The sequence below is a fragment of the Neochlamydia sp. AcF65 genome (assembly GCF_018342435.1).
Lineage (GTDB): Bacteria > Chlamydiota > Chlamydiia > Chlamydiales > Parachlamydiaceae > Neochlamydia.
The window spans coordinates 1-21,536 of sequence record NZ_JAEMUE010000060.1 but is presented as its reverse complement, the minus strand read 5'-3'; the positions used below and the strand labels follow the sequence as shown (position 1 = coordinate 21,536).

The 21,536-nt window shown below is 37.8% G+C and carries 9 protein-coding genes; 8 read left to right on the top strand and 1 reads right to left on the bottom strand.

Translation table 11 applies throughout. The annotated features are described in order from the left end of the window. Positions 1-9: 9 nt before the first annotated feature. The 7 genes from NEOC65_RS07250 (at position 10) to NEOC65_RS07220 (ending at position 18,453) form a co-directional block, all read left to right on the top strand. The gene (locus NEOC65_RS07250; protein WP_213156143.1) at positions 10-3,027 is read left to right on the top strand and encodes a 6-hydroxymethylpterin diphosphokinase MptE-like protein; all 3,018 of its coding nucleotides are present in this window, start codon (positions 10-12) and stop codon (positions 3,025-3,027) included. A 267-nt stretch (positions 3,028-3,294) separates the two neighbouring features. Further along, the gene (locus tag NEOC65_RS07245) at positions 3,295-5,439 is read left to right on the top strand and encodes a 6-hydroxymethylpterin diphosphokinase MptE-like protein (protein ID WP_249299111.1); all 2,145 of its coding nucleotides are present in this window, start codon (positions 3,295-3,297) and stop codon (positions 5,437-5,439) included. 479 nt (positions 5,440-5,918) lie between these two features. Then, positions 5,919-6,650, top strand: coding sequence for a hypothetical protein (locus tag NEOC65_RS07240; protein WP_213156141.1), 732 nt, complete (start codon positions 5,919-5,921; stop codon positions 6,648-6,650). Between the two features lie 20 nt (positions 6,651-6,670). Then, positions 6,671-7,480, top strand: coding sequence for a hypothetical protein (locus NEOC65_RS07235; RefSeq protein ID WP_213156140.1), 810 nt, complete (start codon positions 6,671-6,673; stop codon positions 7,478-7,480). 62 nt (positions 7,481-7,542) lie between these two features. Next, entirely contained in the window at positions 7,543-7,824 is a 282-nt protein-coding gene (locus NEOC65_RS07230; protein WP_213156139.1) for a hypothetical protein, read from the top strand. A gap of 30 nt (positions 7,825-7,854) precedes the next feature. Continuing rightward, positions 7,855-14,844 carry an ankyrin repeat domain-containing protein gene (locus NEOC65_RS07225; RefSeq protein ID WP_213156138.1) on the top strand — a complete coding sequence of 2,330 codons (6,990 nt, stop codon included), beginning with the start codon at positions 7,855-7,857 and terminating at the stop codon, positions 14,842-14,844. 102 nt (positions 14,845-14,946) lie between these two features. Then, on the top strand, positions 14,947-18,453 hold the full coding sequence (locus tag NEOC65_RS07220; protein WP_213156137.1) for a preprotein translocase subunit SecA: 3,507 nt from the start codon (positions 14,947-14,949) through the stop codon (positions 18,451-18,453). 80 nt (positions 18,454-18,533) lie between these two features. Here the strand turns inward: NEOC65_RS07220 and NEOC65_RS07215 are convergent, their stop codons facing one another. Next, complete coding sequence (locus tag NEOC65_RS07215; RefSeq protein WP_213156150.1) at positions 18,534-18,830, bottom strand: IS66 family transposase; 297 nt, start codon at positions 18,828-18,830, stop codon at positions 18,534-18,536. Between the two features lie 440 nt (positions 18,831-19,270). Between NEOC65_RS07215 and NEOC65_RS07210 the strand changes: the two genes are divergently transcribed. Next, entirely contained in the window at positions 19,271-21,079 is a 1,809-nt protein-coding gene (locus NEOC65_RS07210) for a leucine-rich repeat domain-containing protein (protein ID WP_213156136.1), read from the top strand. Positions 21,080-21,536: the final 457 nt, after the last annotated feature.

Below are 21,536 nucleotides of genomic sequence, written 5' to 3'. Positions count from 1 at the left end.
TAGATAATAATGATAAACGATGAACGTTTTACCCATAATTTGCAGAGATGGTCTGTTCTTAATCAAGATGCAGCAGAAAAAATCAAAGTTCTAGAGTGCCAAGAGATTGCTCTTATTGCTAACGAAGATGGTGAATGGAATTTGCAGAAAATTTCCGAAGATGAGCCTGCATATTTACATTCCCCTCTTTCTCCCCAAAGGGAGGCACAACAATGGTTTTTATCTTTAGATTTAAAGGATACCTTAGTGGTGTATATTTATGGGATCGGGCTGGGGTATTACTATGAGGTGATTAAAAATTGGTTAAAAGAAGACCCTAAGCGCTATGTAGTTTTCCTAGAAAATAACTTGGAAGTAATAAAATTTTTTCTTCAAACCGAGCGAGCTACGGCTTTCTTAAATGATACCCAAGCTAAACTCTTTCATTTTTCATGGGAAACATCTTATTTTTCCTTTGGCTTTGTAACTTCTCTTTTTTCTTTGGCTTCTTTTAAAGCTTCGGCACTTAAATTTTATCAAAAGAACGATACTCTCCATACGGTGGAGTTTCAAGCACGTCTTTCTTTTTTTCATGATATGCGCATAGGTATAAGCGCTGAATTTATGAATTTAGCTGGTGAGAAAGGCTTTATTCATAACTACTATCAAAATTTAATGGAGATTCCTTTCTCTAAAATTGAATCAAAAATGCTAGATCAATTCAAAGGTGTCCCTGCTATTATTTGTGGAGCGGGACCTTCATTAGCTAAGAATATCCATCTTCTTAAAGAGCTAAAAGATAAAGCATTAATAATGGCAGGTGGGACAGCTATGAACGTCTTAAATGGAGCGGGAATAACTCCCCATTTTGGCCTGGGAATAGATCCCAATCCTTCCCATTATAATCGATTAATATCTAATACGGCCTTTGAGGTTCCTTTCTTTTACAGGCAGCGCATGTACAATCCTGCATTGAAAATGGTGCATGGAGAGCGGCTATTAGTAGCCGGAGCTGGAGGCTATCGCCTACCTGCATGGTTTGAAAATCAACTAGGCCTGCCTGAAGTGGTACCTATAGAAGAAGGTCATAATGTAATTAATTTCAATTTATCGATCGCTAGAGAATTAGGATGCAATCCTATCATTATAGTAGGCGTAGATTTAGCTTATTCGAATAATAGCTCCTATGCTCCTGGTCTGGTGCGTCATGCCATCCAAGACCCTAAAGATGCTTTTTTAACCAAATATTCTCATGAAGAGCTCCTTGTAAAAGATGACATTTATGGTCAGCCTGTTCATACCCTTTGGAAATGGATCAATGAATCCCTGTGGTTTTCTCATTTTGCCAGCCAATATCCTGAGATCACTTTATTGAATTGTACCGAAGGGGGGATTGGTTTTACCCGTGTTCCCAATATGACCCTTGCAGAGGCGGCCTCCATCTATTTAAAGAAAAATTACGATTTTTCTTCGTTGGTGCATGGAGAAATTCAAAACAGTGGGGTTCCTCACGGCTTAACTACCTATAAAGTATTAGAAAACCTTGAGATATTTGCACGTAGCCTACTCGATTGTGAAACCTATTGTAGTATTATCGCTCTTGAAAATAGTAAAATTCATCAAAGCGTAGAGGCTGGGCAAGAGGTGCCCGCTCACCTCAAAAATCCGGCCATCGAAGAGAACTTAGCCAAGCTTGAAGCCTTGGATGCTTTTAAATATATCTTAACTGATTATAAGGAAAGGTTTTTAGAGATTTTCTTTCCCCGGCTTGTTTATTTAGAATACGATTCTCAGCTTTATTCAGAGAAAGAAATTTTCTTGAAAAAAATTGTTTTCGAGATAAGCTTATATTCTTTCCTTTCCTCGGTGGCAAGAAATAATATAAATATTATTAGCTCTCTTCTTACCAAGGTAGTTAAAGAAAGCAATAATCCAGAAGTGACGCCTTCCCAAAAAACTCTTGCTCTTAAAGAAAAGTTACAGAGGGAACGTACCCATTTGAGTGAACAAGAGCATTACTCTTTTGTAGATAGTTATTTGGAAATCATCGACCCTGAACTTCATTTAAATCTTAAGAAAAAATGCGAAGGTCAATCTGAACAGCAGCTGTATGCTAATGGAGCTTTAAAGACCCAGCACTTTTTACATGAGGGCAAACTTTATGGTCCAGCGACCTACTACGCTGAAAATGGTCAACTCCTTGCTCAAAACTGGTATGTGGAGGGTCTTTTAGAAGGTAAAGGTTTCTTTTATTACCTTACAGGTGAGCTGTATGCTATCAAGCGTTACAGAAAAGGGGTTTTACATGGCCGCCAAGAATACTATTTTTCAAATGGCCTTCCTAAAACTATTCTCCCTTATCAAGACGGTTTAATGAATGGCGAGGTTCTTTTGTACTATGCAAGTGGTAGAATTAAACGCCAAATGCATTTCAAAAAAGGAAAAAAAGATGGTGTGGAAAGGATGTGGAATGAAGACGCCATGCTATTGCTAGAAGCTCATTATGAGAATGATTTGCCTATAGGAACGGCCCGGGAATGGTATTCTAATGGCAACCTCAGCAAGGAAATTATCTATGCTAATGACTCGGACAAGCTTGAAATAAAAAAATGGAATGAAGATGGTACACCTCATTTAAAAGATGCCACCCAAGGGAAAGATTATTTTGATTTAATGACTAATCATTCTACAGCTTTAACTACTTCTCTCCACAATATCTATCAGGCTCTTGTAAATATTGCTCCCACTATTGTGGAAGTAAAAAGAGAGGATAAATCTACCAGCATTGAAGATGATTTGCTAGAATTACAAAAAGAAATGGATAAGCTTAATAAATACAGCCATGAAATGTTAAAAATTTCAGGGACAGATGGCAAAACCCCTAAAGAAGCTGTGTGGAAAACGCCTGAAGCAGAGAGGCTAGTTAAAGCTCAATTAGAGGGCTTAACAAAAAATTTGTCTGAATTGACTTGTGAAACACAAGCGAGTCTTAAAGGTCTATTTGAGAAGCTTAACTTACAGAAAGAAGTAGAACTTTTTCCTAACTAAAAACATAACGAAATAAAATCTAGAGCTTAAATGAAAGCCTACTTTAACTTTTATTAAAGGGTTAAGGGAAGAGCTTTTTTAATTTTAAGGCAACCCTCCTAGATCCCCGGGCTATTTTGATGAAGGCCAAGCTTTATATTTTTATCTTTTTTACCCACCCTATTCTTTATGAAAAATAGCATCGATCTCTTCCATAAAAATTGCGAAAGATGGTCTTCTACTAATCCCCAAAAAGCACTTTTGCTGCCCTACATAGATTGTAAGGACTTGGCATTTTGTATAACTAAGCAGGAAGAACAAAATTTAAAATTTCAACAGGGAGAAGAAACTTACTTCTTTCATTGTCAAGAAGGAGCCCTGGATGAAGCAAAAGAGTGGTTCAAAATGACCAAGCTAGCTGAGGTGCCCTTAATATATGTCTATGGCGTAGGCTTAGGTTATTACTATCAAGCTGCTCAAAGCTGGCTTCAAGAAGATCCTTCACGCCGCCTTGTTTTCCTAGAAGATAATCTAGCGGTCATTCATCGCCTCTTTGAAACTCATCTAGGCTTTCAGCTAATTCATGATTCTCAAGTGCAGCTGCATTTTTTTGAGGATTTAGAAAATAGCAAAGAACTGTTCCATCATCTTTACTGGAATTTTTTTTTAACAACCCTTACGGTATCAGGTTTAAAATTATATCAAGCTCTGAAAGCAGAACAATATGCCCATTTAAAGCATACGCTTGCTTATGAAGCATCCCTTAAAAATAGCCTGCTTACAGAATACCTTGAATATGGGGTAGGTTTTTTTAAAAATTTTTATCCTAATATTCTTTCTTTAGAAGGTGCTTATTTAGCTGATGAGCTTTTTGGGAAATTTCATAACATCCCTGCTATCATTTGCGGGGCAGGCCCTTCTTTAGAAAAAAATCTTTCTCTGCTAGGTAAGCTTTTAAATAAGGCTTTAGTTTTTGCAGGCGGATCGGCGCTAAATGCTTTGAATAAAAAAGATATACAACCCCATTTTGGGGCAGGTATAGATCCCAATGCCCCTCAATATGATCGGTTAAGTACTAACAGTTCTTTTGAAACGCCTTTTTTTTATCGCAATCGCCTGTTACATAAGGCCTTTAACACTATTCATGGTCCACGCCTTTATGTTACAGGAAGTGGTGGATATGATATTTCTTCTTTTTTTGAAGAAGGTTTGGGAATTAAAGGTACACCTATTGAGGAAGGGCATAATGTCGTTAACTTTTGCTTAGAAATTGCGCATGCTTTAGGATGTAATCCCATTATTTTTGTAGGCATGGATTTAGCCTATACCGATATGAAGGCTTATGCTTCAGGCGTCATAGAAGATAATCGTGTCGAGGCGGCCGACATTACAACAACGCAGAATATCGATCAAGTGGCACTGCTTAAAACAGATATCTATGGAAAGCCTATTTATACTTTATGGAAATGGATAGCAGAAGCTGAATGGATAGGTGATTTTGCTAAAGCTCATCCGGATATCAAGGTAATCAATGCCACAGAAAGGGGTTTAGGATTTCCTCGTATACCCAATAAAACTCTCCAAGAGGTTGCCGACAAATATTTGATAGAAAATTACGATTTTAAGGGCATGATCCATAGCGAAATTTTTAACAGCTCGATGCCACAAGTTAAAAAGGAAAAGATATCTTCCTTAATGCAAGATTTGCAACAAAGCTTAACGCGTTGCGTAGAGGATTTCGAAATTCTTATCGAAGAAACCAGAGTCATCAAATTACGGTCGGAAAAAGATCAAAAAGTTTGCTTTCCTCAACAGACAGGAAAAGCTGCACTTTATGAGAGCGATTTGGCAGAAGAAATAGGCTATCGCTATGTCTTACATATCTTTAATGAAGCTTATACGCGCGTTTTAAATCGAGAATTACAAGGTATCCAGCATGCCTCTATTTCAGAAGTTCAACAAGCGCTTGAGAAGCTAGACTTACTTATCAAACGTTTTGCCTTCTTACGCGATGTGGCTAAGGTTAACCTGGAGCTTATCAAGATGGCTATGCATGAGCATGCGGCGCTTCCTGCGACTACCTTTCCAAAGCCAGGGAAAATTACCTGTAAGCAAACAAAAGTCCAAGGAGTAATTCAAGGAAACTCCTCCTTTCATGCTCAAGGCCAAATTTTATCTTCCGCTTATTTTGAAAAAGGCCTGCAAGAAGGGGTGGCCGAGTTTTTTTATCCTAATGGTCAACTCTATAGCAGGCAGGTGTTTAAAGAGGGGGTATGGGAGGGAAAGCAAGAATTTTATTATCCTACTGGGATAGTTAAAACGCTGTTAAACTATGAGAGTGGCAAGCTGATAACAGCACAGCTTTTTTATCCGAATGGAACTCTTAAATCTCACGTAGCACGTTTGGAGGATGACAACGTGTCGAGTGTGTAAAGCGGCAAGGTTGAGATTTTTTCTTTAAGCTTACTCTTGCCCTGCATTGACAAGTAAAAATGTTATTTCCCTTGCCTTTAATGATAAAGTTCTTTTGAAACCTAACTTTTTAGCTTACAAGTATATGCTATACCGAATGGCTAAAGCGAACGTTAAATCCTTCTTTGCTATTCTTCCAACCTTTTAAAATAGTAATGATGAAATACATCATCTATGAAACAGATCCGGACTCCAGAATTAGGCAAAGAGATTTTCTACAAGAAATTTTCATTTAAATAAAATTTTAAATAAAAAGCTTGCTGAAAACCTAAAAAAAAAAGTATTTTCTAATAAAACTTTGAAAGACCTAGATCAAATTTCTGACTTATTTGTGGGTGTCTTCCGCCAAAAAATGGGAAGGGTGGAAGCAACTGAACATATCTGAATTTGTGGATAGGCTTCACAAGCAAATAAATGAATTTTTGTAAAAAAGGGGAATCATGAATAATAATGATTTGAGCATAACAAATGTGTCACACGGGGATATTGTTCTTCGTAGTGCGCACCTTGATTGGGATACTCATCCACTTAAGATCTCATCAGCACAATTACGTAACATCAAGCTTGATGTTGTGATGAATCCCTTAACAAGTACTCAATCACCTTCTGAAAAAGCTGGGTTAGAAAAAGCTCAGCTCTCTAGCGTAGCTAAAAGAATTGATAGAGAATTTCGATGTGCCGTGCAAAAATACGTCAAAGGGTTAGACAAAGCCTCCATTGATGACTTAAGAACTGTGGGAGGAATTGAAAATATCACGATCGGCTCTATCCTTTGGGAAGGAGCCAAGGCACTGCTTCGTTTAAATTTTGGGGAATTTATATATAAAACGGTGCGTGCTCAACACGTAGCTATGATGAAAAAAGAAGAGATCAGGAAAAAAGGTAGTACGGCTAGGGTCCTCTGGTTGAAAAACATTGAGAGCGAAGAAGAGAGCCGCCTAAAAAGTGCTAAAAAAATGTTGAAAAAGCGCAGCGTTGCTCTAATAAAAAGCTGTAAAAAGTCCGAAGAACGGGGAATTATTTCTCTTAAGAAGCTGAAAGAACTGGAGCAACTATCGAAGATATTTACGGCTCTTTTTCCCCAAGAAGAATTTATTGTTGATATAAAAATAGATAAAAGTGAAAGCGTTCATGAATTTGTGAACTCCCGTCGTAATTTATTAAATGAGTAAATTTTTTAGGAGATACTACTATGAATATAATAAAATATGCCCCTGTTCCTCAAAATTTTAGTTGCTATGGAAAAGTTTCTCATTTTTGTAAAAAAGCTACTTCTTTTATGCCGGGTTGCTTTTCTCGCAAGGTGAGTAAGTTGATAGATTATTCTCCGACAAAATCGAAGTGTGTGATGGCATGGTCTTTGTTTCTTATTGCTTTCCCTGCGTCGATGAAAGACTATTCTTCTTTCGATTTTAGTGCAACAAGCTTGACCCATACAGTTATCTATACAATTTTATTATCAAATGCCCTTTTGATTACTATACTCTATAGGAAGAATACACTGAAAAATCAAAGAAGAGAAGAACCAGACTCCATGAATTCGGAAAGGCGGCCGTTCCTTAATTCAATTAAGTCTCTGTTTGCTGGACCCTTCTTTTGGAGGGAATCGAAAAAAAGCTCGATAGAAAAGCAATCAGAATTCTTGATTCTTTTATCGATGAAGGAAATTCAAAAGCTTAAACATAAGCAGGCGATCTTACTAACTCTTATTGATCAACATTCGGATTTAAAAGAATTATTTGAAAAATATAAAGAGAATCATGCTCCTTTTGTCGCTAAAGTCGATTTCAAACTAACTCCTATCTCAGAAAATGATGATGTTTATGAAAGGTTAGAAAAAACAATAAAAGAGCAACGCTATTTAGAACATATTTTAAGGGAGCTTGAGGTCTATGTAAAGTCTTATGAAGACTTGCACACCTGCTTGTTAGAGAAAGTCCGTTTCTATAATGAGCAGCAATCCTATAGAAAAGGACAGGAAAGGATTATCGAGGTGGATTAAAATAGAAGACAAAGGCCATTCAAAAAAATGCTAAAATTAAAAAACATTTAGTAGGCTAAAAAATGTTAACAAAAAAAGACCTGGTTTTAGGATTAAAAGAAACAATAAAAGAAGGATTCACCCCTGCTCAAATTGGAAGCTGGGTTTATTCTAATTATTTACAACTAAATGAAGAAGTAGAGGAGGAACTCTGGCCTATCTGTACGCAATTAGCAGCTATGGAAGTAGGTCCTGAATTTGAATTTACCATTGAAGAATTGCAATTAATTGCCGAAAAATTACTTCTTGAAGAAGAAAATCCCATACCAAAAATTATCCAGGAAAAACTAAAATGCCAACAATAGTACAATTTAATAATAAAAAAGAATGCTCCTATGACATCATTTAATACTGCATGTTCTGTTAATTTTTTAAAAAGTGAAAATAACATTATTTCTGTTGATAAGACTGTAGGTGTTTTAAAAACGCTAATTTGCTTAACTCTACCCTTTCAAGACCGAGAAGGAAGGCAAATCCGACTCTGGAAAACAGAAAAATATGGCCTGATCGGATCTGTTTTAGAATCTGACGGAACATTGCGTATTATCCCAAAGGATAGAATTTGGACTCCCTTGTCTTCAAATAAAGGAGGAAACCTTTTATTAGAATGCCTAGAAAAAGTCTCTCTACGCAGATGGGATCTAGTGTTTGACGCCAAAAGATTGGAATTAATCATTTGGCCCTATTTACAAGCTGCAGGTAAAGATCCAAGAAAGGCCTATAATCTTCCAAGAAATGCTATCAACAATACTGCTCAAAGTTTCAATGCTAGGGAAGCCTTAAAAAATAAAATCTTTACATTAGCAAAGCTATCAGAAGGAAAAGGTATTGATGCAAGAAAAGAACTCCCTGATGGACGTATCCGCTATTATGCTAAAGAAACTCCCTCTTCCACTCCAGGTCCCACTCGTGGGGCGGGCTTAGTTTATGAACATAATCCTAAAACAGGCCGAATTAGAAGTTGGTTTGAGTGTCGTGACCATAGTGGGAACGTCAACCGTGTTCATCCAAAAAACATAGATGGATTAACACTTAAAGCTCCTCATTATCCACCCACAAAAAAAGAATTAGAGGCCAGGGCTCAGACTCAGCAAACTCCCGGAGGAAAACAATTCACCCAAACCCTTCAACAAACCAAGCTCACTTCTTCCTATAATTCCAATCATCCGCACAATCCTGTGCAAGAGAAGGGGGGAACTGGAGGTGAAATAGGTGGAGTTGCCTGCAGCATGGAATATTTCAAGGGGCTCTTTGATTCCCCGGAAGCCCTCTTTGAGGATAATCACTTCTTCAGCCTACCTGCTCTACCAGATGGAACAGTCCCGTTCTCGAACGATGAGCTGCGACAAATTTTGCGAGAACTTGCTATCGGAATATATAGCTATAGTACAATTCCTTTTTTTAGCTTACATTTTAATCAAAATAGCGACCTTTTTCCTGTGATTCATCCTGTCTATGAAAATACCCTCGTTGGCCGCGTAATCGGCATGTTGGATTACATCATGAAGGGATATTTAAATGGAGGGATCTTTCAAGAGACTTTTATTCAAGAATGGTATCAAAATGCTGATTGGGAAAGTCAATCCAATTCTGCTTTACAGCAGATGATTGACTTTGAGGAATATTGTAAAGCTCATTTAAAAGGGGAAGATAGGAAATATTTTTCTTTAAGGCAGTTTTCGGAACAGTTTATCGATCCAAAAAGGCTCGAAGTTTTATTTCAAAATTTGATAGGAAAAGATGGTGGGGAAAAAGGGGGTAAAACTTTACTCCAAGAAAGAATGGCAAAATTTAGCGGGGAGTCCGAAATATTAAGAGATTTTTCTGAATTTTCGAATTCTTTTCGCATTATAGCTAAGCAAAACAGCATCCAAAAGGAGGAAAACCTTTTCTTGATCGATGCTGATTTTGATGTATTTTATACAATTGTCCCCTCCCCTCGCTATAAAGAAGCTTATGATGAATTTATCAGAGAGCACGGGCAACCTCCAGCATCTTATCAAGCGTTAGAAGAAAGCTACCAGTTATTTACCCACAGGATTCATGATCACTTGGTGAAATTCCCTTTATGTCAAAAATATTTTTCAATGTTATCTGTAATCAACTTTTTCTCGGGATATTTTGCTACATTAAAAAAACACTGCAAACAACCCCTTCTTTCCCAGTTTCAAGGGAAGGTATTAGAAGGATGTCCTCCGCTATTTCCTCATCTGCCTATAAAAAAACGAGTAGAAGAAGATTTTAAAGCCAACTTATTTTTAGTTTATAATAGTTTGCGGCACTCTCATCGAGATGTTCTAGAAAATTTTTATTTAAATATCCTAAATGAAATTTCCGAAACTCCTCAACCTCTTCTTTTGGATCAAACAAAAAATACTCTAATAGAGAAATTGAGGCCAATTCTTGAAAAGCATATCCTCCAACAAACAAGTAGATCGATAGCCTCCTATCTACAATTACATCTGGAAGATGAGGAGAAGTTCAATAAAGCAGCCTCAAATATTGTCGATCTACTTGCAGATATAGGAAAAAATATTTTCACGGAACTTGAAAATCATTTTACTCTAAACAATTCTCTGTTTTATTTAAATAACTTAGAAAAGCAGAAATTGATTGCTGAGCTAATTAACCAGAACCCTCTAAAAAATAAACTTGTTCCTCTTTTCAGGATTAGTCTACCTTGTATGCTCATCCAACCCGATATCGAATCTAAAGAAGTCACAAAAGGAAAAAGGATTGTAGGTGGATGCGGAATGAAACTGGCAACGCAACAGGTGCAGCCTTCCCCAACAGCCGAAGTTATTTTGCAAAACAATTGGTCTAAAATGATGGCTTTAGAGCCCGAAAAGTGGAAAAAAGTGAAAATGAGCTCGGGTGTCGTAAAATATGTGTTCCGCCTTTTTTATGAAGATGTCCCTGCGTGGCAAGAAGACCGTTACGAAGGAATGGATGCTTTGTTAATGGCTTCGGGGGAAGATAGAGCAGGGTATCTCTCAGCGTGGTTTGTTGCTTTAGAAGCCATGCAATCCGGTAGAAAAGGCGATTTTAAAAATCTACTGGAAAGTGAAAGTGGTCTCAGAGAGATCAAAGATAAATCAGGAAGAACTCTCTTAAATCATGCCGCTTTATTGGAAGATCCGGACTACGTGGAATTATTATTGGCGAAAAAATTTTCCCTAAGAGAAAAAGATGGCTATGGATATGTTCCTCTCCACTATGCTGCCATGGGCCATTCTAGAATACTCCAATTGCTGATAAAAAAACATACATCGCAAGTTCATGCCACAAGTAAAAATGGAGCTACACCTCTCATTATAGCTATTCAACATCGACGTGGAGAAAACGTAAGCCTTTTGCTAGCTGCGGGAGCAAAAAATGCCACTCTGGCGGGAGGATATAATACTCTTCATTGCGCCTTACATCATGAGGATGAGCAGATTGCCCGCTTACTAATAGAGGGAAATATTCTCGATAATAAAGCGATAAATTTGTGTGCCGAAGAGGGTGGGACTCCTTTGATGTTAGCCTGTGAGCTAGATTCACTCGAGATGGTGAAATATTTAATAGAAAAAGGTGCAGATCCTTCTCTCATGCGAAAAGACGGGATGAGTGCTCTCGAAATTGCTCTGAGAAGAAATTGTGCACCTATTGTCAGATATCTAATCACTCGGGTAAAACCTTCTGATTCTGCAATTTCCACAGCAGCCAAGGAATGTTCTTTAGAAATAGTAGAAATTCTTTCCCAACATCGTAAATTCTATTCCTTCAGAAATGGTTATAATGATCATGTGCTTCATATAGCAATTCGCTATGGCAATATCCCTGTTGCTTTGTACCTCGTCAATCAGGTGAAACTACTTTACGTACAAGAAAAAAACAAAGGAGAAGAAACTGCTTTAGATTTAGCGATCTCAGCAGGCTGCTGGGACTTGATAGAGGCTTTGGAAAAAAAAGGAGCCAAAGTTCACATGGGAATCTTAAAACGTCTAGTGCGTTTAAATTATTATCCCTATATGAAAAAAATCTTTAACCGATTTGAGTTTCTTCCTGAGCAACTTCAATCCCTTCTACAAGTAGCCGCTGAATCAGGTAATCATGAAGTTATTACAATGGTATTAATCCCCCTAGGAGCCAATTTAATAGATCTCCAGGGATCTAATGGCTGGAAAATGGTTCATTACCTCGCTAAATCTGACGGAATTTATTTGTTTAAGCAAGAAATTGCTAAAGTGCAGGATCTTTATTGCCGAGACGAAACAGGAAAAACTCTTGCCTACATTGCTGCTGAAAATGGAAGTTTACGCGTGTTAAGCTTCCTGTTAAATGAGATGAAGAATCGCTCTTTGTCTCTAGATAAGCACTTTAACGACCGACACCTTCTTTATGCTGCGATTGCTTCCAGAAAAGTAACCGGTGTAAAGTTAATCTTTGATCTCTTTAAAGATCCCAGTTTGCCAAATACTTCGATCGATGGTGGAGAAATGCGGCCCGCTCATCTGGCGGCTCAAATCGGCTCTAAAGAAATCTTGAAGTTGCTCTTAAAGAAAGGAGCCAATTTTCAGATTGAAGATCACTATTATTGTTCCCCCTTGTATTATGGGTTGAGGATGGAAGATATAAAGACCGTTAAATTTATTTTAAAAGAATACGGGATTTCAATCAGAGCGCATGATCTCTACATGGCGGCAGCGCAAGAACAGGAGAAAATATGGATGTTTGTCGCCCAACAAATTTCCCATCAAGGCCTCCCTAATGAAGAGTACGAAGCTTTAAAGATAGCAGTGAGAGAGCGCAATTCAAAAGCGGTTATTCGCTTACTCTCGTTAGGCATCCCTGTAATGGATGTTAATCAGGAAGACGGAAATTGGACACCCATTCTATGGGCTGCTGCAAATGGTCAAATAGGAATTTTAGAGCTTTTGTTACAAGGGGGATCTTTAGATCAAACTTTTGTCAAGAATAGAAATGCCCTTCATTGGGCTTGTGCAAACGGACATGCCGGTTGCGTGAATCTTCTTCTCAAGGCAGGGTATTCTACAAATACAAAAGACAGAAGAGGAGCATCTCCTGCTGAGCTATCCAAAGGCAAGGAAGGAGTTATAGCTCTATTAAATGGCGATATAAAATATTTTCAGAATATAGAAGCTTTTCAAAAGGCTTTGGAAGAAAAAAATCTTAAAAGTCTACTCTTTTTTCTCCGATACCTTCCTCCAAATGAAACAGTGGGAATCACCTTAAATGGAAAAAAAAGAGCAGCTACTCCTTTTCAGCATTTCCTTTACGCTATTCAACAGGTCGATTCCTCTTTAGTCGATGAAATGCTAAAAAAGGGAGCAAACCCTAATCAACCGGATAGTAAGGGAAATACATGGGCTCATTTGCTAATTATGGCCCAATTCTCCCCCCTGGAAATTCAGGAAATTGATCTGAATAAGAAAAACCATGCGGGACAAACGGCGCTTCATCTTGCAGCTGAAAAGGTAGAAACCGATTCCTCAGCCTTAGGCTTCTTTAAAAACAGCCTGTTTTTCTCCTTGCTGGAAGCCTTAACTCCCGATCAATTGAATGCAAAAGACCACAAAGGAAGAACGCCAATTTTTTATGCTATTCAAGGACGAAATGAAGAAAATGTTAAGCTTCTCCTCAAGAAAAGAGTTGATCTGAATCTTCAAGATTTTCATTTATTATCGCCTCTTTTTTTAGCCTCTGCTAGAGGAAATTTTTCGATTGTGAAGCTCCTTGTTGAAAACGGAGCCGATCTCAACCAACCAAATACATCTGAAAGCTTTACCGCGCTATATTATGCTTTAGCGGATGGAAAAGATGAAATGGCTCGTTATTTTTTATTGCACGGAGCTGATTGCTCAATTGCATCTCGTGACGGGACTTTTCCGATTCATCTTGCTTCTGCGCAAGGTAAATTAAATCTCATGCAATTATTTGCAGCTAAAGGGCAATCTCTAGAAACACGTGATCGAACCGGCAAACAGCCTATCCATTATGCAGCGATTCAGGGCAAAAACAAAGTTCTAGAAGCGTTAACAGCGTTAGATGTGTTAATCGATACACCTTTAAAGTTTGAACCGATTGACGATCAAAATAGTGATCAAAAGAAAAACAAGCAAAAAAAGAATTTCAATGGAGCAACTCCTCTGCTATTAGCTGCTCATACTGGGCAAGCTTCCACAGTAGATTGGCTGTTAAATCATCATGCCAACCCTGAATTAACAACAGAAAACAATATGACTATCTTATCTGCTGCTTCTAATTCAACATTAGTATTAGAAAGGCTTAGAGAGTATAAATTCACAGAAGATCCCTCTCAAATTTCTCCTGCTATTATTAGAGCGGTTCAAAGAGATAATGTGGAAGCTTTAAAGACTTTACTTAGCTGGGGAATATCGATCGATACCCCTCTTGAATATGGATTTTCTGCTTTGCATTATGCCAGCTTATATGGATCGTTACAATGTACGCAGTTTTTGTTGCAACAGGGGGCTGATCCCTGCAACCCCTCTCATTCAGGGGAAACAGCCTTAGAGTTATCTGCAACTAGGAAATCAGTAGAACAATTTCAGATGCTCCTTATGGATTGTTCTTTTGACTTCGATTTTGAATTAGATAGGATGAACAGTCGAGGAGAAACCTTAATGCATTTGGCTGCTAAAGCAGGGAATCTCTCCCATTTGCTCTATTTAATTGCTGCAGGAGCCTCTACCAAGTTAACAGATGTGGATGGATGCACGCCTCTTCACTTAGCAGCAAGAGAAGGCAAGCACAATGTGCTCACTCTTTTAGTCGCTTTTGGATCAGATATTGCTGCTCTATCAGTTAATGGAATGACTCCTGAACAAATGATACAAAAAAATGATACAAGGACAAAGCAGAAGTTCCAGCAGATTACACGCTGTCTAAAAGAACTGAACAAAGATGCATCTTTCCTGCATTTTGCCATAAAAATGGGAGATTTTCCCTCTATCCTGTTGCTCACTCAGTTTGAGGAGGTCAATCAACCAGATGAGGAAGGAACAGCTCCTCTCCATTTAGCTGTCGCCCTGAATCAAACTAAAACTATTAGAAGGCTCTTAAGCCAGGGAGCTATTCCCGATATTAGAAATAAGAAAGAGGAAACCCCTTTATCGATTGCATGCTTTAGTCGAAAAGATCCTCAAATGGTTCGTTTTTTAGTTAAAGCAGGAGCAGATCCAGAGCCTATTCTGAAACAACTTAAAACAGTAGTATTCCCTGAAAAACCTATCCTTCTTCTCGCATTAAAGAGAAAAACAAAGAGCGGAAAGAAGGGAAAAGAAAAAGAAGCAAATTGAACAAAAATATATCCAGCAGGCACAAAGTTTAGAAGGTGGTTTAAAATTTCGACTGTAATCATTCGGAATTTTAAACCACCTCTAGAGAAGGAAAATCTATTTATGTCATCCTCCATCAATTCGTTTGCAGTCAATAATTATTTAACTAAAAGCCAGAAAAATCAGTTTTTCTCTTTAGAAGAAGAATTACAAACAGCCCTAGAAAATCTGTTAAATTCAAACAAAGAGACCTTAATTACAAAGGCTCAGACGGTCCTTAGTATTATGAAACGCTGCGTCAAACAAGAAGTGCAAAATTTTGAATTTTTTTTCCACACACTTCTAAATGCCGATGAGGCAATCTCTGTCAATAAAACATTGGAAAGAGTATTCGATTTCTCTAAACAAGGCCATGCAGCAGCATTTTTTCTTTTTGCTACTCCTAAAAAACGACAAGGGCATTCAGCAAAAGTATTATGTGAAATTGTGGAGTTGTTTAGCGAAATGCTTAATGTAGTTTCTCCTACATTTTCGCTTTCTTCTCTTCCTCCCTATGATTATGGGGGGGAAAGCTATGTCAAAGGTCTTCTTAACCATTCAAAAGAAGGAAAAAAAGGAAATATTTTTCAATATGCTCCTACACTTCCTGAGCTTTTGCATCATGACTACGCCAGTTTCTCCAAGATGCGTTCTCAAGCGATCCAATACTTAACTTCTCTTGGGGAAGATCATCGTTTGTCGATGAAGATCTATCTACATATTTTTAATAAAATTCAAAATGATTTTTTATTTCTTCTTAAGGACTATGAAAAGATAGCTCTTCTTAAGCTCATTTTGATGACAACAACAAGCCCCAATGATCCCCTTGCTCAGCAATACTCCGAAGAAGATTTAGAAGAGATAGTAGATGCAGCCAAAGCGATTCACCAAACAGGAGGAGAGGAAATACTCCTCTTGTTTATTGCTGCACCTAGCTTGAGAGAATCCCCTCCTTCTTTAGAAGATATCTTCCAAATTTTTTATTGGATACAATTACTCCCGAATGATCTCGCCATACAGACTCTCTTAGAAGAATTCTCTAACAATACAATCAATTTGCCTCAGCTTTTAGAAGCTTTTGAAAAACTTGCAGTAGAAACCCCGCTCGATCCGATGAGAGCGGAAAGGCCCCCTCAGGAATTACGCAGGCGATTTTTAGAAAAAAATCGCATTGTGGCGTTTCCTTTAGACTCCGATATTCTCGAAAAAATACTTACGCAATACCAACATATTCAAAAATATTGCTTTGCTTGGCATCAGTTAAAGCTTTCGCAACTGATTGCAAAAGCAATCCAAATACGTGAAATGGCAAAAAAAGCCCCTTTAGAAGAAGATAAAATTCTTGAATTAGTAGCGATCGGACGTTTAGCTATACGTATTAAATTTGGAATTTATCCCTATAATACACAAATCTTAGCTTTGTTAGGGATGATGACAGACCAGAAAGGAAGAATCGCCCAAATCAAAACAGGTGAGGGTAAATCCACCATCATCGCTTTACTCGCTTTTGTCTGTGTTATGCAGGCAAAGCCGGTGGACATTATCTCTTCTTCCCAGTATTTGGCGAAGAGAGATTGCAGAAAATACACAAAATTTTTTAAAGCGTTTGGGATCAAAAGCTCTCATCTTTGCACAAAAAATCCAGAACCTGAACGATTTCGTGCTCATATTTACTATGCCACAGCCACAGATTTAGAGTTCTCCGTTATGCGAGAAAAGCTCTACTTTGCAAATTTATTTGAAGAAAGAATGAAAGCTACAGATCTTGAAGCTATCTCAGGGTGTGTCATCGTGGATGAACTAGATAATTTGACTATCGATACCTTAATGAATGGTGCGAGACTAGCTGAAGAGGCGGAAATCTCCTATGATTGGATATACGGTCCTATTTTGAGCTTTGTAGAACAAAAAGAGCAGCGTGCTCTCATGCAAATTCTAGCAGTGGTTTTATCCTCTAATCCTTCGGAGGATCTAGACATTAATCAATTTATTGCTTTTATAAATAGAGAGATCAAGAAAAGCCATAGTGTAGACAATTTAAGAAAGTTTTTAGAAGAACAGATGAATGGACGATTTAAAGATGCTGTAGCTTTATTGTCGGATGAGCAACTTGAAAGATGGCTGAAATATGCTTTTAAAGCGCTATATTATCTAAAAGAGAATAAACAATATGTAGTAGAGGAGAAAAAATTAGAGAGTAATAGGACGCGTAGAGAGGTGAAAATCATCGATGCGGACAATACAGGCCGTAAAATGGAAGGCTCACGCTGGAGTAATGGTCTCCATGAATTTGTTGAGGCGATACATCATATTCCTATTCAAAGAGAAAGTTTAAATCCGATTTCGATGTCTCATGCTGTCTTATATCAACGGTACCCTACTATGTATGGTCTTACAGGCACATTAGGGTCACTTATAGAAAGAGAGGAAATTAAAGAAATTTACGGAGTCGATTCCTTCGATGTACCCCCTCATCTTCCTTCAAAAAGAAAAGACGAGGAACCTCGCATCCTTCTAAATGATGATGCTTATTTAAAAGCTATTCTACAATCCATTAAGGCAAAAATAGCCAGCCATCAGCCTGTACTAGTTCTCTGCGAAACGATCGCGGATTCACAGATAATTGCTGACTATCTCACGCAACATCAATTGCATTTTCAACTTCTCAATGAAGTTCAAGAAGAACTTGAAGATGACATTATTGCAAGAGCAGGTCATGCAGGAACTATTACAATCGCGACAAATACAGCGGGAAGAGGGACCGATATTAAACTCGACGATATTAGCCTCATTAATGGAGGCTTGCATGTTTTGCTCACTTTTTTCCCTGAATCTCAACGAGTCGAAGATCAAGCTATAGGCCGCGCGGGCCGGCAGGGAGAACCAGGCTCCTCGGAAATTATTCTTTCTGCTAAACAAATTTATCCATGTAAAGAGATATCTGAGCTGCGGGAAAAGCGCAAAATCAACGAAGTGGAGATGAAAGAGATTCATACCAAGCGAGCAGAGATCGAGCGCTATTGTGCCCAACAATTTATAAATCCCTTTTTTAGAAATCTAAACACTTTCCATCACCTAATCAACAACACCTCGTTTTTAAGAGTCCTTGCTTCTCGTATTAAAGATGTGAGATTGATTAGAAAAGTTGAAATTGATTTTCTAGCTTTGCATAAAAAAGATCGTGAAATTGCCATAGAGGCCTTTAGATTATTCAATATGAAAGAAACTCAAGATGCAGAAAATGAGACTCCTTTTGTCAATTTATTAAAACAACTAGCCACACGGATCGAAAATAAAGCTATTGTCGAATGGTCGATTAAATTTTACCAACCCTTAGAGGGAATCCTTTGTTCAGATGAAAATCTTTCTATCGAAAAATTAAAGGAAACCATTTTGCGATTATTCGAGGATAGCAAAGTTGAATGGGAAAAATATCTTGAGCCCTCTGGAAAGGGATTACCTATTCTTTTAAAAGACATCTCTCAGATTGATCTTACTTATTATTTTAAGAATCCTGCAGAGGAATATAAAAAGAAGAAGAAAAAGCGAAATAGAGATAAGAAAAAAGCAACTATTCAGGCCATCATTTGATAGGGAAGCGAAGCTTTAAAAATAATAGATGCGCTAAAAGTGGTTTATAGAGCGGGAAGAGGCAACAAACAGGATGATCCTCAAATTGCATGGACTAATGCTTCTAAAATGCTCCAGCTTTGTTTTCTTGCCGTTGAGATATAGCAGCGTATGTGACAAAAAATGGCCCCTCCTTCAAATGAGCGAAAGCATCCTGAGATTTTCTGTTTAACTTCTAGCATTCTTAAATCTTGTTCTGCCTGGTTATTAGTAAAAGACACTTGCACATCGTATACAAAAGCTAAGACGTTACCCATCTTATGTAATAATCTTCTCAAAAGATTGCAACCTTTTTGGCTGGCTTTTTCTTTAGAGGACTGTAGCTTGGTTAAAGCTATTCAAATAATAACCCAAGGCTGTAGAGGAGTAGAAAAATTAAAATTGAAGGATTGTAAAAAAATTAGTGATTCTATTTTAGTGAGTATAAGCCAAAATACGCATCAGCTAATGAAGTTAAATTTGAGTGACTGCTCTCATATAACAGGGGGAAGAGCTAGGGTCTAGCGACCATTGTTTTTTCCTTATTTGGCAAAAATAGATCTTTCTTATTGCTCCTCACTTACTAATTTAGGCTTTCAGGCTATTATGAGCCAAGCTCCTCAGCTTCAAAGCTTGAAGCTTGATTTGGGCCAACAATTAGCGCCCACTATAAATAAAAATTGCTTAAAAAAGAGAGAAGGATTAAATCTTATACACATACAAGCTAGGGCAAGCTCTTAAAAAAGCATATTAAACATGAGCCTAATAAACTAACTGACCCTATTATAAAGGAGCTTATATGATACCCTCTACCCCTATTTCAAGCGCGCAAACAGACTTTAGAACCATAGTCTCAGAGAATATAGAAGATGCTGTATCAGGAGAGCTGATGACTAAAGCTGTTACTTTGATCCCTTGTGGCCATATTTTTAATGAAGATACGGCTATCCAATGTTTAGCGCGTAATAAACTCTGCCCTTTGGATAGGCAGCTTATTGAAAGATATATACCCAACTACACGATCAGACACCTAGCCGATACTGCCGAGTCGCATCCTTTAGAAGAACATAAAAACGAACTTAGTCCAGAAGCTGTAGAACATTTTCTAAGGGGCAAAGAAAGTGCTGAAAAAGGAGATCATACATTAGCTGTAGAAGCTTTATTGCAAGCTTTACAACTAAGCCCTACTTATGAAAAAGCTCAGGCTTACCTAGAGTTTTGCCTTAAACGTTCCTCAAGTTCTCCTTCTTCAATTTTATCCCCCTCCTCTTCAAAGCCCTTGTCACTTCCCAACGAAAAAGATAAAGAAAAATTATCTTTTTCTCCGGAATCTTCTAAAGAACGCTATAATGAGCTTTTATTTAACCTTCTAGAAGAACCGCAAATTCAAGCCAATGCAGCTTTAAAGAAAATGCTTGAAAACCAATTAGAAGAGCTGATCAGCCAGGAGGGTGAAGAGCTGACTGAGAAAGAAAAGGTAAGCTATCGATGGACGAAAAATTTATTAGGTGAAAATAAAAAGGTGAGGCAATTTGCCCTAGAAAAGTTACAGCAAATTTACCAGCAGCCTTCTCCTATTTCTTTAATCCCTCCTCAGCTTTCCACTATTAGCATTCAAGCTCTTTCTTCAGAACCTATGGTCTCTCTTTATAACGAGATAATCAATTTTCACTTTCCTTATGAAAGTGGAAATCTTATCGAGCATGCTCGTATTGTGGATCAAATTTATAAAATTGAATCTAGCCTTTCTGCGGAAGCAAAAGTGAAGCATATTTTTAAGCACCTCTTGACCTTGGCTAAATCTCTTTCTCCTCTAGAGTTCGAAGAAGAAAATAAGGAACAAAAGGCTTTCACTTTTGCAAATTATACCTCCTATCTTATAAATACTAACCGTCTCTTACTTTGGCAGAAGCTGGAGGGAGGAAAAAATTATTTAAACCAAGAAGAAATTAAACTTTTGCCCTTAAAAGAAAAAGGAGAGCTTTTAAAAGATTGGATAAAGACGCATAAGTTATCTTTTGGTTTTAATTTAAATTTAACGGCTTTAGGTCTAACCTTTTTACCTCCTGAGATTGGAAAAATGTCTAGGCTAACATACCTTAACTTAAGCCAAAATCAGCTAACCTTTGTACCTGCCGAAATTGGGCAGCTTTCTCAGCTACGCGGTCTTAATATAAGCAATAATTATCTAACGGCTCTTCCTGCAGAAATCGGGCAGCTTTCTCTGCTGACTGGCATTGAATTACAACAGAACCAGCTAACAGCTTTTCCTGCTGGAATGGCACAACTTTCTCAACTAAGGCTGCTTTACTTGCAACAAAACCAGCTAACCGCTCTTCCTGCTGAGATTGGGCAGCTATCCCAGCTAAGAACGCTTAGCTTGAAGCAAAACCGGCTCACTGCTCTTCCCTCCGAAATAGGCAATCTTTTTAGGTTAGAAACGCTCGACTTACAGCAAAACCACCTTACGGCTCTTCCTGCTAAAATGCGACAACTTCGTGGGCTGTATGTCCTTGATTTAAGTCAAAACCAGCTCACCACCATTCCTACAGAGATACGTCAGCTTCCTCAGTTAGAAAAACTTGAAATCAGTGGAAATCCGCTTTAACATGCGTTTAAAAAAGTAAGAAGTGTTTTTTAGCTAATTCCTTATAAAAAATGTGATGGATTGAAAAGAAAGGGGAAGAAAAAGCTTAAAAGATGAGCGAGGCCTTTGCCACGCCTCAAAGTTAGCAGAAAGGAAAGCTAAATTGCAACTGTGATGCCTCGCCTGCTTTTTCGTCTGGTTTGCCAGTCTACTTTAAAGGAGATGAATCTTTGGCCTGTATTAAATAATTCATTCTTATTGCTTTAATAATAAACAATAAGTGCCTTAGATAACATATCTAGCAAGCAGGGCGTTTTGATGAGAAAGATTTGACAAATGCTATATAAATCTAGAATCATCTTCTTTTTAAAAGAAGGAAGTAACAATGGCCAGAAGAAAAACCACTGATAAAAATTTTGCTGATTTGCAAGAAGAGATTGATTTAGAGAGATTTAGAGAAAGCGTAAGATCTAACTTT